Raw genomic sequence first — 13,914 nt, 5'->3', positions numbered from 1 at the left:
TGATTAAAAGATTTAATTGAACATGGTTTTTGATTTTTGTATACATCAATTAACTTCAGTACTCATAAATATCGACAGTTTTTTAAATAAGTTTACTAATTATTTAAAAATATTAAAAACAGGATATGCAAATTTGGTGGGATGTTTATATTGATAAAATATTCTCTATGATTACTATTGTTCCAATAGAATATGGCATAAGTTCTACTCAAAGAATTGCAGCACCATGCAATAATCGGGAGGACGCAATCAAAATTAACAGGATGCTTATGAGCGGCATAATAGACTGAAAAAATTGAAAAAACAGTTTCTAATTTGCAAAGTTACGTAATGCAAGCCTGACTACTACCTAAAAAAATCAAAAAATAATGAACAAATTACAGAAAAGTACAGTCTAACATAATATGGAATAATAGTATAAATCTATAAGATATAAAATTTATAGTTCACAATAATTGAGGTTCACATTAGTAATATTATACGTCATAATTGTATGATAATGTGACCAATGAATTGTTAAAAAAACGACAAATATGAATTTATTGAGGTGAATAGACATGGATAAAGATTGGTTATTTATAACCGAAGAATATATTTGTGACCTGAGAACTGTTGGTGTTTTAATTCGGGACAATAAAATTCTTGTTCAACGGGACCGTAACGGAAACGAATTTGCTTTGCCAGGTGGTCATGTGAAGATTGGCGAAACATTAGAGAATGGACTTATCCGTGAATACAAAGAAGAAACTGGCGCAGATATATTGTGTAAACGCTTATTATGGAGTGAGGAATGTTTTTGGGAATGGAACGGAAAGCAAGCTCACAACATTGCTTTTTATTATCTAATCGAATTGTGTAAGGGCTCAGCAATCCCTGATAATGATGAATTTGTATCACACAAAGATAATTGCAATGTGGTTATTGGTTGGATATCTACAGATGAAATTCAGAATGTCATTATCTATCCTGAATTCCTAAAAAAAGAAATTTACAATTTGAATGGATATCCCAAACACTTTGTTTCTAAAGGCTAAACTCTGCGTCTAATTCCAATTTGTAAGAGTAACTAATGTGCATAAATCGAATTATACGTAATAGTAGAATTATTATTGACATATGATAAATTTATTTAACTATGTTTAATTTAATGTTGAAAATTGATATATGTAGATTCAGTTTAAAGATGAAAAGATAGCTACACTTTAGGAATAGGTTAAAAAGTCACTTCTGATCATGTCTAAAACGATAATGGAGGTAAGTTAATGTGGAAAATAAAGGAATAAGGACTATATGGTACGCATTGCTGTAGCATTTCTTCTGACAGGTGTCTTTACAGATAAAACCTACATTTTTTCGCCATTAGGATTTTGTTCAATTATTGTTGGTAATGTGCGCAGTAGAAAACTATAGTAAACAGAGATAAGTTTTACTGTCCTTAGTAGATGACAACGTGTCAAACATAAAATAAGCATTTGATAGTTATATCTTATGTAATTGGTAATATAAGATATTATTATTTATTGTATTGTTTCATTATTACAGGAAGGTGGATAGGATAATGCCTCAAGAATTTGGATGGGCGGGAATAATAATTACAATTTTGATAATTGTAGCAGTGATTTATCTTTTTAAGTACATTATAAAACAAATCAAGCATAAACCGTATGACATCAAAACAGTCCCTCTGACTGGTGACAAATCAACTGAGGTATTTGCGGATAAAGGAATGAAGGCAATAGTGGGACTGCTTATTTTTAGCATAGTGCTTAATTTTTTCATATATACAAAACTTCAGAAAACGGAGAATGAAGTAAAAAACTTGCATAATAATATGTCAGCAAGTTATGAAAATTTAAATAATTCTATTTCTCAAATAGACAGATATGTAAGTAGCCGATTAGATGAGTTTATTAAAGATAATAGCTGGGTTATAAATGAAGAATTCATAATAGATTACGAAAAAACAACAAACAAAGAAGTTCATTTAGATTTTCAGTTCTCATTTAATGAAATAGAAGAGAGTGCAAAGGTGTACTTGGTATATAGTGATGAAATCGGTTAATATGAGAAGAAAGAAGCAATTAAACAAGATAGCGGTATGTATAAAACATCATTGATACTTTTTCCGGATAAAGAATATAAATATAAAATTATGTCTGAAGGAAGTGTTATAAAAGCTACAGAAGAAAAAGAAATTCCAGAAGATTATTATAAACCTGGCAGAATTGAAATATCTGATATGAGTTATGAAGAAAGTAACGGCTATTTACAAAATTTTGCAATTGGTGTTACACAGCAAGGGAATCTAATTTCAGGGTTATATAAACCTGAAAAATTGCAGCTTGTAATTAATTATAAAAATAATGAAAAGGAAATTTCAGAATTTCAATTAGAAAGTGAAAGCCTATTTACAAATATATGGTCAGCAAACATTGACAGCTTTAAGGATAAAACAGAATCTATTGTCCTGGAAATTAAGTATGAAAATGGACATATCGAAGGCAATGAAATTTGGCCGGAAGATAAATTTAGCGAAAAACTAAAACAAAAGTGACAAGGGGACGGGGTTATTGACACTAATACCACAGCCCTGTTCATATGGAAGGTGTCACTTGGAAGGTGTCACTATGACACGAGATTAAACAAGGGGGAATCTGAATGAACAAAAATATAAAATTACTTTATTGCATTTTAGGAAGTGTTTTACTTGCTGCATTAAATAACCCTATATTTGAACATTCCAGTCTTGGTATTTTCGAAGGCCTCCATGGAATTAATTGGGCAGTAGTATATCAAGTATACTTTTTGCTGATTAATGTACTGTCATTTTTAGGATTTATATTACTAATATTTTTTTCAATTAAATTAATTTTAAATAATATTAAATAATATTAAATAAAATTTGCAACATATATAAGGAGGTAAATATGAATCTTACAGCTACAGGTGCTGGATTTATGGGTTTAGGAATAATGCTTATAGACTTATTCTTAAAAATAATAGCTATATATACCATGTTTATAGTTACAAAGGCACTCAAAATTTATATAAAGAAAAATTCATAGGCTATAATTGAGTGACTAGGGGACGGGTTTATTGACAACAATCACAGCAACCCCATCCCTATGACAGGCAAATTAATAGGGGGAATATATGAACGAAAAAATATTTACAATCATAGCAGCTATATCAGTTTATAGTATAGTAACTATAGTAGCTGATTTTAAGATTAGGCTCTGTTAGATAAAACAAGTGATATATACCTTTAAAAATGGCTTACCCGTTTAAGTAAGCCATTTTTAATATTTTTTAATTCATAATATTTGAATAATGCGTCAAAAATATAAATGAACAATTTTTATATAGAAATACTTTGTAGAAATGCCATAAACTTTATAATTCCTATCAATAATAACACACTTGTAAGAATCTTATTTGGATTTTCTTTTAACAGCCCCAATTGCAAGAAATAAACACATTAGAGATTCTGAAATATACATCCAATTCCATTTAAAAGTTAGAATGTCTAATAAATTTACTAATCCATAAAATATATTGAATATAGCACAAATCACAATAAGAACTTTAATCGTTTTCTATATCATTACTCCTTGACTAATTCGATTAATCATAACTTACATAATATTACTGATGCGACGTAATATATGAAAATTGTGTATTAAGTTCAAAGTAAACCATTTTTAAACTTTTGCCTTTAAAAAATTATTTTCTATTAGCCAAATTATTGAACTTTCCATATCATTTATATTTGTTTCTATTCCCCAAATTGAATTTGGAGCATATTCCTCTAAAGCGTTGCAAATTTCCAAAAAATCAATTGTACCTTTTTCAAACGCTAAATGCTCATCTTGTTGTCCATAATTGTTGTGTAAATGAACAAATCCTATTTGTTTATTAAGTTTTTTAATCCAATCTAAAACTGATGTTTTTGAATTACAATGAGCATGACCTATATCAAGACATATATTCAAGCGACTATCATTTACTGTTGATGCTACTTGAGAAATCAGGTCCGGAGTATGTTCAAGCAGATTTTCTATATAAAAAACTGTTTCAGCATCTTTATCTCTTAAAAAGTCATCCCAGAATATTTTACTTCTTTTAACCCAATTAGGGGGATAACTTGTTCCAGGTACATAACCATGGTGAAGAACTATGTTTTTACAACCCAATTTATGAGATATTTCATATGAATATTCAAATCTGTTTTTTGTAGCCTCTCTTATAAGACTATCTTTACTTCCAAAGCACAAATCGGTAAAACAACCATGGATTGAAGAGACTTTTATAATTTTGTACCTTTCTAATTGTTTATCTATTTCATTTGGATAAGTATTAAGATATTCAGGATCATTAAATGCATCAATATCTACATTTAGATTAAATTTTTCACATAAATCAGCAACTCTTAAATATTCGCCGTTGTCACATAATACTATCTCTTTCATTACAATTACCTCCTGTGAGAAAATGATTGTGATTGCTTTTCATAAAAACATTGTTATGATTTTCAATCTTAATTTCTGTAATATCGCTAATGTCGCCTTCGTTCATGCGACCACCTCCTCATAAGAAATATGTATCTATTTCGCAATATAACAAGTCTTATAATACTTTGAAAATTGTTCATATTATATTCCGAATACTTTTTTAGATTGATAAGTTAACGCTCATTTCTATTATCTTCATTTGCTTTTATGAGATTAATTTCATTAATTACATCTTCCTTAAATTCATATAGGGCTTCTTTTACATCCATTTTAACAGCACCTGCAATTATAAGAAATAAGATGAATCTACCTATTGCATATATAATAAACCCTTCAAAACCTTCCATTATAACAATACCCGCTTTACTTCGTAATATATTGCAAATGCGTAATCGTTTGCAATATATTATACCATACTTCTTCTATAAATTATACAAATATTGGTTTCCTACCTTTAAAATTATTAATTTTGGTATCAACAAAATTAATAGTGCTGTGAATTAATAAGTTCTTATTTTTGATTATCTCCTTATCTTCACTAAAGTTCTGAAGCCACTTAAACCAATATAGGTAGTTAACAAGGAACTTTGTCGATACACCGTGGAATCGAAGCATCCATTCCTTAAATTTGCTATGGAGGCTGTTTATATGATTAATGTGATATATTCCATTCTTATAGTGACCTCTCATTATTCTCTTATGATCTAATTTAAGATTTGTTGCAAATTGAATATAACTTTTGTGACTATCAGTACAAATAATTGAATTATCACTAATACGACCTTTATAGAGTCTCTCAAGATCGCTATGTCTTACTCTTCCTTTACACACCATTTCAATGATTAAGTCATTGTTTCGGTCTATTGCTGTTGCCACACAAACCTGTTCATTGCTAATTCCACGTTTTTTTACTTGTTTTCCACGCTTACGTGGAGGCCTTGGCATTACAAAACCACTTTTCATGTGGTTTCCCTTAAAAGATTCGGCTACAAAAGTTTCATCCATTTCAACAACTCCTTCTACATTTCCAATACCCATAAACATTCTGACTGCATCAAGAATTTTATGCCTCATATAAAATGAAGTTTTAACGCATATATTAACAATATCAGCACATTTCCTTATGGAATAACCAAGAACCATACATTTAGCGTATTCAATCCATGTTTCTAAAGACAGTTTAGTATATGATAATGCAGATTTTGTGAAGTCATTAAAGGTTTTGCCACAAGTTTTGCATTTGTAACGCTGCTTTCCGCACAATTTACCATTTTTAATAATATTATCTGAATTGCAATGAGGACATATTTCCCCCTTTGAAAATCTTGATTCTCTGCAATCTTTGGGTAGATTATTAGAAAGAGAATTAAGAGTCATTATTTCACCGATAAAGTTAAATAAGTCTTGTAATTCAACATCCGAAAGATTCCTTATGTCCGCTTTTATATTTCCTACATTTTTCATAAAAAAGTCACCTCACAAAATGTATATACCTAACTTTAATATAACACATTTAGGAGGTTTCTATACCCATATCACTTATTAAGTCTAACATAGCCTAAGATTAAAAGCTTTATACCGGAAATATATTATAATATATTTATTGTTGGAGTTTATTTTTTTATAATCGTAGATATTGGGGACGCCGATGGCCTTATCCCTCAAATATTTGATGCGTTTGTTTTTCTTTTAATTCCTGTTTCTATAGTCGGAACATATACAGTATTAAAAAAGAAAAGAATTTATTATTTTAAAGGCATAGACAAAAAATTCGTCAAGAAAAACAATGAAGCAATTTTACAGATTATTGAAGATTACAAAAATAACTTAAATATAGATAATGAATCATCAATATCTCTTGATAACACCAGAATAATATTTCATAAATTAAATCAATCTCAAATAGAAGGATGTTTACAACTGATCGGAAATTATATAAATGAGAACCGGGAAAAACTAACAGCAAAAGGCTACTTGATTTACTATGCTAAGACTGTTGGTATTCCTGCAATAATTACATTAGCAGCAATAGTTGTAGTTATTAAATTTATGAATTATCGCCCTCCTATTGAAGTCTCAGAAAAAATTAATATTAAAAATGAATATTTGGTTGGCAATACAGAATCCAATATTAATAATTACGGTATGGTGGCTGAAGCAGAAGATTTTATCTATTATGCAATGGAAGGCAAAATATACAGAACAGATATAAATCTTGAAAATGATATGGTTATTTTTGACGAACTTGAAAATTTAGGCAAGGATACCATTAATGTTGTTGAAGATTGGATATTTTTCAGGCAGGGTAAGGAAATAAACAGAATTAAGACAGATGGAACTAATAATGAAATACTTTTTATAGGTTACTCTTTGCAGATGCAGATTGTAGGAAATGGGATTTATTTCATAAGTATTGAAGATGACAGTAAAATATGCAGGATAGATGTAAATGGTCAGAATAAGCAGCTGTTGAGTGATAAAGACATTGAAGATATGGCTGTCTATAAGGGAAAGATATACTACAGCTATAACACAAAGGAAGAAGGATTTTTGGAAGTGATGAATACAGATGGAACTGACAGGCAATTTTTATCTAACATCAGAACAAGGAATATGATTGTTGATGAAGAATATATTTATTATTTGGACGATGTTGAAGAAATATTATATCGAATGAGTTTAAAAGATAAAACAATTGAACAACTGTCAAAAGAGCAAATACTCAAATTCATAAAAGATGATAATCATATATTCTACACATTAAAAAACGTGGATAATGAGGATTGGAAATTTAAGGGCTTGTATAAAATGAATGTTGATGGCAGCAATGTTACAGCTCTTGACAGCGAAATTTATTTAGATGAAGTGGGTATGGCTGTAACTAAAGACTATGTTTTTTATGTTTTTACAAATGGAAAAAATCATCCTGAATTAAAAATTATTAATAAGGATGGAGTTAAATAAAATACTCCTACAAAGACTAATAAAAAATTGTAAAGGAGTATTTTATTATGTCAGATTATAAAGGAAGAGTTGATATACGTGAGATAATGCCTCATCAGGATAAATACCCAACTGTTCATGGGACGTTTGAGTCGTTAAAGGTTGGAGAAAAAATGGAATTATTAAATGACCATGATTTTAAACCAATTTTTACATACAAATTTCCTGAAGACTTTCCCGGTCAATATGAGTGGAGTTATTTAGAACAAGGACCAGAGGTGTGGAGAGTAGAAGTTATAAAAATAAAGGAAGTATAGCTTATTTTATAACTTCATAGTGAAGTTCCACAAATTGGTTGAATCGATTGGTACTGGTTAATCTTAAAAGTGTTTGAAAATCATTTTGCCTAAATAAGGGAATGCCACTGCCCAATAAAACCGGAGCAAAAGTAACTATAATTTCATCTATCAATTTTTCTTTGATAAAATAAGAAATTAACTCACTGCCGCCCATAATCCAAATGTTTTTTCCGCTTTTGCATTTTAGTTCCCTGGTGAAAGAAGCTACATCTTTATTTACGAAAGATACATATTCAGTATCTTCTTTTGGTGTCCTTGAAAATATATAGCATTTCTTATCTTTATATGGAAAAACATCTTCATATGCCATAATCCAGTCATAAGTTGTTCTGCCCATTATGATTGTATCGATAGTATTATAAAATTCTGATATTCCGTTATCACCTTCACCCTCAACATTAAAGAGCCAATCCAGGTTATGATCTTTTGTTGCTATATACCCATCTAAAGTTGAAGCAATAAACAATACTAACTTACGTTGTTCCATTATCTCACTCCTTTTTATTTTTGTCTTATATACAGTATACCATAAATTGTTTGCAACTATTTGTCAACAATTTATAATTTGACTCGCAACATTAAAAATGCTAAAATACCTATGAAAATGAAAATTTTGGATTAAATTTAGTTTGGTTGCTAATTTAAATAATGAACTAATGCTGTACAGGAATAATCGCTTGGAAAACATTTGCATATACTTCATAAGAGTTGCTAGAAGGGGGAATAAAGAATAAACATTTTAAAGCTAAAAAAGTTTAATTTAATTGTTTTGTTTTTATTAATTATTATTGGTATTATAACGATATTTTTTTTATTCAACTTGAAGGGTGCTAAAGCTGAGGAAATTTTTCTTACGGCTGAAGAAAGAACATGGCTGGATGAGCATAAAAATGAGATTAAAATTGGATATACAATAGATTATCCGCCGGTGGAATTCTTAAGTAATGGACAATATGCTGGTATTTCAGCAGATTATTTTAAACTTCTGGAACAGAAGCTAGGTATTAAAATTCAGATGGTACAGTTTGATAATTTTGATGAACTCATAAAACAAGTTCAAAAAAGAGAATTGACCGGAATAACAGCTGCTACTAAAACACCTGAAAGAAGTAAGTACCTGGAGTTTACGGTACCCTACATAGACAACCCAAATGTTATAATTACTCGAAAAAACTTTTCCGAGAATTTGACATTTGAAAAGTTAACAAATGCAAGCATGGACATAGTAGTTATAGAAGGTTATGATATTATAGAATTTCTTAATGATAAGTACCCTAAGCTGGAATATAGAACTGTGAAATCTCCCAGCGATGGAATTAGAATGGTAGCCTTTGGCGAAGCTGATGCAATGATAATAGAAATAATGAGCGCAACCGAGACCATTGAAAGGGATAATATTTCAAATCTTATAGTAAATATAGAAACTCCTTATGAATCCAGCTTATCCATAGCAACTAGAAGTGATTGGCCCATATTAAGTCAGATTTTCAACAAAGGATTAGCTCAAATTACAGACCATGAGAAAAAGGTTATTGAACAAAAATGGATGTCCTTGCAAAAACAAAGTTTATTTGAGAACACATATTTTTGGATAGGTGTAGTGAGCTTTGTTTTGTTGTTAATAATTATTATAATTGTTATTTTAGTATGGAACTCAAGTCTGCAAGCTGCGGTAAAAGAAAAAACTCAGGCCATTGAAGAGTCTAAAAAAGAACTAATGTTTAAAACATATCATGATGAGCTCACAGGACTATATAACAGGGCGTATATGGCTGAAGTGCTAAAGCAGATAAAACAAGAAAATTCTTCACCATTTTCAATTATTGTTGCAGATTTAAATGCATTAAAAATTACAAATGATACATTTGGTCATGAAACCGGAGATCAGATGTTAATTAGGGTGTCTGAAATAATTAATGAAAACATCAACGAAAATCATGTTTCCTGCAGGATTGGAGGAGATGAAATAGTTGTGCTTATGCCATCAACGGATGAACGAGATGCTAATGATATTGTTGGAAAAATTCAAAAAGCTGTCCTTGCTGCAAAAGAGGATCCCATTAAACCCCTTATAGCTCTGGGATGTGCAACAATTCATGATGATGTACATAATAGCTTTAGCAGCCTGTTTAAGTTGGCAGAAGACAGGATGTATGCTAATAAAATGGCTGAAAGCGATAAAAACTATGATATGATTATAAATTCTATAAAGAAAAACCTATATGAAAATAAAAATGAAAGCAAGGAACATTGTAAAAGACTAGTCGACATGTGCAGACAAATGGGAGAAATTTTAAATTTAGAAAAGAATGATATAGAAAGTCTTGCCTTATTAGCAGAACTTCATGACATAGGAAAGGTTGGAATCGAAAAAGAACTTTTCCTTAAAGAAGGTGCGTTGACTACAGAGGAGTGGCAGAAAGTAAAAAGGCATCCAGAGCTTGGATTTAAGATAGTTAGTGCATCTACGAAGCTTTCTTACATTGGTAAAGGTATTTTTGCCCATCATGAGCGCTGGGATGGAAGCGGGTACCCACAAGGTTTAAAAGGTGAGGAAATACCTTTTATTGCAAGATTATTCTCCATAGTGGAAGCATATGATGTGATGACTCATGAAAGATCTTATAAACCAATTTTCACAAAAGAAATGGCTATACAGGAGCTAAGAGATAATTCAGGTTCTCAATTTGATCCAAGTCTTGTGAAGATATTTGTAAATCACATCAACAATGCAAGTCTTGCCTGATGACAGTGGGACGGGGTTATTGTCATCATTAGGGATGACAACAACCCCGTCCCCTTGACACAGTCCCCTTGACACACGTGACAACAACCCCGTCCCCTTGACACACCGTCCCCTTGACACACGTCCCCTTGACACACCATGCGTCCCCTTGACACATGACACCGCGTCCCCTTGACACACAGACCATATAAAAACAATCTGTTAACCAACAAAATTATCTTCAACTTCATTATCGTAAATAATATCGTATTTTTTCATTTTTCTCCAAAGTGTGGTCAGGCTTATATTTAATTCTTGGGATGTCTTTTTTCTGTCTCCGTTGTATTTTTCCAATGTTCTTATAATTTTGCTGCTTTCGTGATTCTTATTTGAATTTTTTAAAGAATTATCGTTTATAACGGTTATGGCTTCAAAATTGTTTATATCGATAATGTTCTTAAAGTCTTCTGAGGAAATGTGTCGGCTGTCGGCTAATACAATGGCTCGCTCCAGAATATTAAACAGCTGACGTACATTTCCGGGATATGAACCGGAGCATAACAGTTCGATTGCGTTATTTGAAAAAGAAACATCATAGCTGTTCTTCTTTAAATAGTAATCAACCAAGTAAGGTATATCATCCAACCTCTCATTTAGAGGAGGTAAATTCAGTTCAAGAACACCAAGTCTGTAATACAAATCTTCCCTGAATTTTTTTTCTTTTATGAGTTCGTGTAAATCTTTGTTGGTTGCACTTATGATTCTTACATCAATTGGAATGATTTTATTATCGCCAAGCCTGCTTACTTCCTTTTCCTGAAGGACTCTTAAAATTTTAGCTTGTATATTAATATCCATTTCGCCTATTTCGTCCAGAAATACAGTGCCGTTATGTGCCAGTTCAAATATTCCTATTTTGCCTTCGTCCTTTGCACCCGTAAAGGCACCTTTCACATACCCAAACAGCTCGCTTTCCAAAATTGAACTTGGCAAAGCTGCACAGTTGATGGCAACAAAAGGTTCGTTGGCTCTGTCACTGTAATTGTGCATGCTTTGAGCAAATATTTCCTTTCCGGTTCCGGTTTCGCCGGTTATCAATACTGCACAATTTGACTTTGAATACTTTTTCGCCTTGTATATGGTGTTTGCTAATTCACTGCTTTTTCCAATAACATTGTCAAATGTGTTTTTTGCTGTACGTCCTTTAGTGTTAAAAGTTAATCTCAATTGCTTTTCGCTTGATTGAATAAAATTTGCATCAAGAATAATAACTACTACACTCTGAACCTTGTTGTTAACTATTACAGGTTTGAAATTTGCGATGTAGTTTTTGTTTTTAATAGTCAATACTTTATCAAATATTGGGTTTTTGCTTTTGAAAATTATATCCTTGTCTATTGTTGAAAATAATACCTTGTTTGTTTCGCTGTCTGTACTGTTATTAAATATTTTTTTAGCCTTATTGTTTAAAAAAATTGTTTCCCCGTCTTTGTTGATATTGATTATTGCTTCGGAAGTTCCGTTTATTGTAGTCAATATGGTTTGAAGATACTGATCCTTCTCATCCTGGGATTCTAATATGTTCAAAGCGCTGTTTACAGCCATTTCAATGGAGCTTTCATTGACATCAAGCATGACATGTTCAAGATTATGAAGTGCTGCAACCTTTTTTACGGATATGCCGCCAATCAACGATTTTATATCTGAACTTAAAGCACTTAATATATCGTTTTCCATGCTGTCAACTGTTTTGGGCTGAATTATCTGAGCATTACATCCGGATACTACCTTGAAGTTTTTCATGGCTTCAAACGCTTCGTCAAAACCAATCAAAGCTATATTCTCACATTTATACTTTGATTTTTGAATGGAGTAATAAATATCTTCATATGTGTATTGAACATTGATAACAGGTGCCGGTATGTTTTCCCTGAGCAAATTAACATTTCTTCCTCTGGCAATGAATGCCTTCGTTCCATGTTGTACAGCCATTTGTGCAACATCGATAATGCCTTCTCCGGTCATTTCAATTGTTTCTATTAATTCACTAAGGTTGTTCTTTTTAATTACATTATCTGAAACTTTAGTAAATGCTTCGGATGCAGAAAAAATAATTATATTCTTAAATTCATTCATAATCGCCTCGCTTGATTTCACAAATGAAATTCATTTCATTTCATTTGATTTCATATCAGTAAGATATCATATGTTTTAGGATGTTGTCAAATTATAATTATTTGAATGAGGATAAAGTTTTAGAGTTATAAAAACTCAATGTTGCCAACGATTTCATCAGCTTAGACAAACGAATTTTTACAATACTTATTTCTTTTCCGAAATGTTTTCTTGTTTGGCACATAAATTGCTTTATTGATGCTAAGGAGGGTTACTATGACGTATAAAGTTTTATTACCACAGCCGATAATGAAAGAAGGGAGAGATTACCTTTTATCAAAGGGTTACGAGATAGTCGATGGACGCGGCATGTCTGAACAGGATATAATAAATGACATATATGATTGTGATGCAATTATAGTAAGGACGCCTAAGATAACAGAAAAAATAATTAATGCCGCTCCGAAATTAAAAATTATTGCAAGACATGGAGCAGGTTATGATGGTGTAGATTTAGAGTCTGCCAGACAACACAATGTACTGGTTGTATATGCACCTGGTGCTAACAGTGTTTCTGTTGCCGAACTTGTCATATTTTATATGCTTTATTGTTCAAGAAATTTTAAAATGGTGCAAAAAACATACATTGATGATTATTTTTATGCTAAGTTGAAGACTAAAAAGAATGAGTTGTACGGAAAAACTCTTGGATTGATAGGCATAGGAAATATAGGCTCTCTGGTTGCGGAAAAGGCAAGCTTGGGACTTGGAATGAATGTAATAGCCTTTGATCCCTTTGCAAAAAGAGAAAATTTACCTGATTATATTAAACTGCTGGACGACAGGGATAAAATATTTACAGACAGCGATTATGTATCTCTGCATGTCCCGGCAACCAAGGACACCATTAACAGTGTGAGCACCAGGGAATTTGAATTGATGAAAGAAACTTCCTTTTTAATCAATACAGCAAGAGGGACAATTGTAGATGAAGATGCTTTGTATAAAGCATTGATCAATAAACAAATCGCAGGAGCAGCTTTAGATGTTATGAAAGAAGAGCCTGTAAATAAGGATAATCCGCTGCTTGCGCTGGACAATGTTTTAACCGCACCTCATATAGGAGCAGCAACAGAAGAAGCCTCTTCCAGGTCTTCGCTGTTTTGCGCTATGGGAATTGATGACTACCTGAACGGCAGAGTTCCAAAGTATATAGTGCCGGAATTAAGAGATATGATAAATAATAATTGATTTTTATTGA

At 31.4% G+C, this 13,914-nt stretch carries 15 protein-coding genes; 9 read left to right on the top strand and 6 right to left on the bottom strand.

Features of this window, described 5'->3' with window-relative positions:
• Window positions 1-557: 557 nt before the first annotated feature.
• The 5 genes from BN358_RS22220 to BN358_RS25270 all read left to right on the top strand — a co-directional run bounded on the left by BN358_RS22220 (window position 558) and on the right by BN358_RS25270 (window position 3,065).
• Window positions 558-1,034, top strand: a complete 477-nt coding sequence (locus BN358_RS22220) for an NUDIX hydrolase (RefSeq protein WP_019227995.1) — start codon at window positions 558-560, stop codon at window positions 1,032-1,034.
• A gap of 524 nt (window positions 1,035-1,558) precedes the next feature.
• Window positions 1,559-2,062: a hypothetical protein gene (locus BN358_RS03905; protein ID WP_019227994.1), complete on the top strand. Its 504-nt coding sequence runs from the start codon at window positions 1,559-1,561 to the stop codon at window positions 2,060-2,062.
• A gap of 36 nt (window positions 2,063-2,098) precedes the next feature.
• Window positions 2,099-2,554, top strand: a complete 456-nt coding sequence (locus tag BN358_RS03900) for a hypothetical protein (RefSeq protein WP_019227993.1) — start codon at window positions 2,099-2,101, stop codon at window positions 2,552-2,554.
• Between the two features lie 104 nt (window positions 2,555-2,658).
• Window positions 2,659-2,889: a hypothetical protein gene (locus tag BN358_RS03895; protein WP_019227992.1), complete on the top strand. Its 231-nt coding sequence runs from the start codon at window positions 2,659-2,661 to the stop codon at window positions 2,887-2,889.
• A gap of 38 nt (window positions 2,890-2,927) precedes the next feature.
• Complete coding sequence (locus tag BN358_RS25270) at window positions 2,928-3,065, top strand: hypothetical protein (RefSeq protein WP_019227991.1); 138 nt, start codon at window positions 2,928-2,930, stop codon at window positions 3,063-3,065.
• A 636-nt stretch (window positions 3,066-3,701) separates the two neighbouring features.
• Here BN358_RS25270 and BN358_RS03890 read toward each other — a convergent pair.
• From BN358_RS03890 to BN358_RS03885, 4 genes are all read right to left on the bottom strand, one after another.
• The gene (locus BN358_RS03890) at window positions 3,702-4,469 is read right to left on the bottom strand and encodes a sugar phosphate isomerase/epimerase (protein WP_019227989.1); all 768 of its coding nucleotides are present in this window, start codon (window positions 4,467-4,469) and stop codon (window positions 3,702-3,704) included.
• Window positions 4,447-4,575: a hypothetical protein gene (locus tag BN358_RS28275; RefSeq protein WP_019227988.1), complete on the bottom strand. Its 129-nt coding sequence runs from the start codon at window positions 4,573-4,575 to the stop codon at window positions 4,447-4,449. The genes BN358_RS03890 and BN358_RS28275 overlap by 23 nt, the downstream gene beginning before the upstream one ends.
• 109 nt (window positions 4,576-4,684) lie before the next feature.
• The gene (locus tag BN358_RS25960) at window positions 4,685-4,858 is read right to left on the bottom strand and encodes a hypothetical protein (RefSeq protein WP_019227987.1); all 174 of its coding nucleotides are present in this window, start codon (window positions 4,856-4,858) and stop codon (window positions 4,685-4,687) included.
• Window positions 4,859-4,940: 82 nt separating this feature from the next.
• On the bottom strand, window positions 4,941-5,975 hold the full coding sequence (locus BN358_RS03885; protein ID WP_019227986.1) for an IS1595 family transposase: 1,035 nt from the start codon (window positions 5,973-5,975) through the stop codon (window positions 4,941-4,943).
• 510 nt (window positions 5,976-6,485) lie between these two features.
• Here BN358_RS03885 and BN358_RS03880 point away from each other — a divergent pair.
• Window positions 6,486-7,475: a DUF5050 domain-containing protein gene (locus BN358_RS03880; RefSeq protein ID WP_019227985.1), complete on the top strand. Its 990-nt coding sequence runs from the start codon at window positions 6,486-6,488 to the stop codon at window positions 7,473-7,475.
• 47 nt (window positions 7,476-7,522) lie between these two features.
• Window positions 7,523-7,771 carry a DUF2249 domain-containing protein gene (locus BN358_RS03875; RefSeq protein WP_019227984.1) on the top strand — a complete coding sequence of 83 codons (249 nt, stop codon included), beginning with the start codon at window positions 7,523-7,525 and terminating at the stop codon, window positions 7,769-7,771.
• A gap of 1 nt (window position 7,772) precedes the next feature.
• Here the strand turns inward: BN358_RS03875 and BN358_RS03870 are convergent, their stop codons facing one another.
• On the bottom strand, window positions 7,773-8,300 hold the full coding sequence (locus BN358_RS03870; RefSeq protein WP_019227983.1) for a dihydrofolate reductase family protein: 528 nt from the start codon (window positions 8,298-8,300) through the stop codon (window positions 7,773-7,775).
• A 333-nt stretch (window positions 8,301-8,633) separates the two neighbouring features.
• On the opposite strand from BN358_RS03870, the gene BN358_RS22215 reads away from it, so the two are divergent.
• Window positions 8,634-10,559: a transporter substrate-binding domain-containing protein gene (locus BN358_RS22215; protein ID WP_019227982.1), complete on the top strand. Its 1,926-nt coding sequence runs from the start codon at window positions 8,634-8,636 to the stop codon at window positions 10,557-10,559.
• Between the two features lie 201 nt (window positions 10,560-10,760).
• Here the strand turns inward: BN358_RS22215 and BN358_RS03860 are convergent, their stop codons facing one another.
• Complete coding sequence (locus BN358_RS03860; RefSeq protein WP_019227981.1) at window positions 10,761-12,674, bottom strand: sigma-54-dependent Fis family transcriptional regulator; 1,914 nt, start codon at window positions 12,672-12,674, stop codon at window positions 10,761-10,763.
• Between the two features lie 255 nt (window positions 12,675-12,929).
• On the opposite strand from BN358_RS03860, the gene BN358_RS03855 reads away from it, so the two are divergent.
• Window positions 12,930-13,904, top strand: coding sequence for a hydroxyacid dehydrogenase (locus BN358_RS03855; protein ID WP_019227980.1), 975 nt, complete (start codon window positions 12,930-12,932; stop codon window positions 13,902-13,904).
• Window positions 13,905-13,914 lie beyond the last annotated feature (10 nt).

The sequence above is a fragment of the Sedimentibacter sp. B4 genome (genome assembly GCF_000309315.1).
Lineage (GTDB): Bacteria > Bacillota > Clostridia > Tissierellales > Sedimentibacteraceae > Sedimentibacter > Sedimentibacter saalensis.
This window is presented reverse-complemented; position numbering and strand designations above follow the sequence as displayed.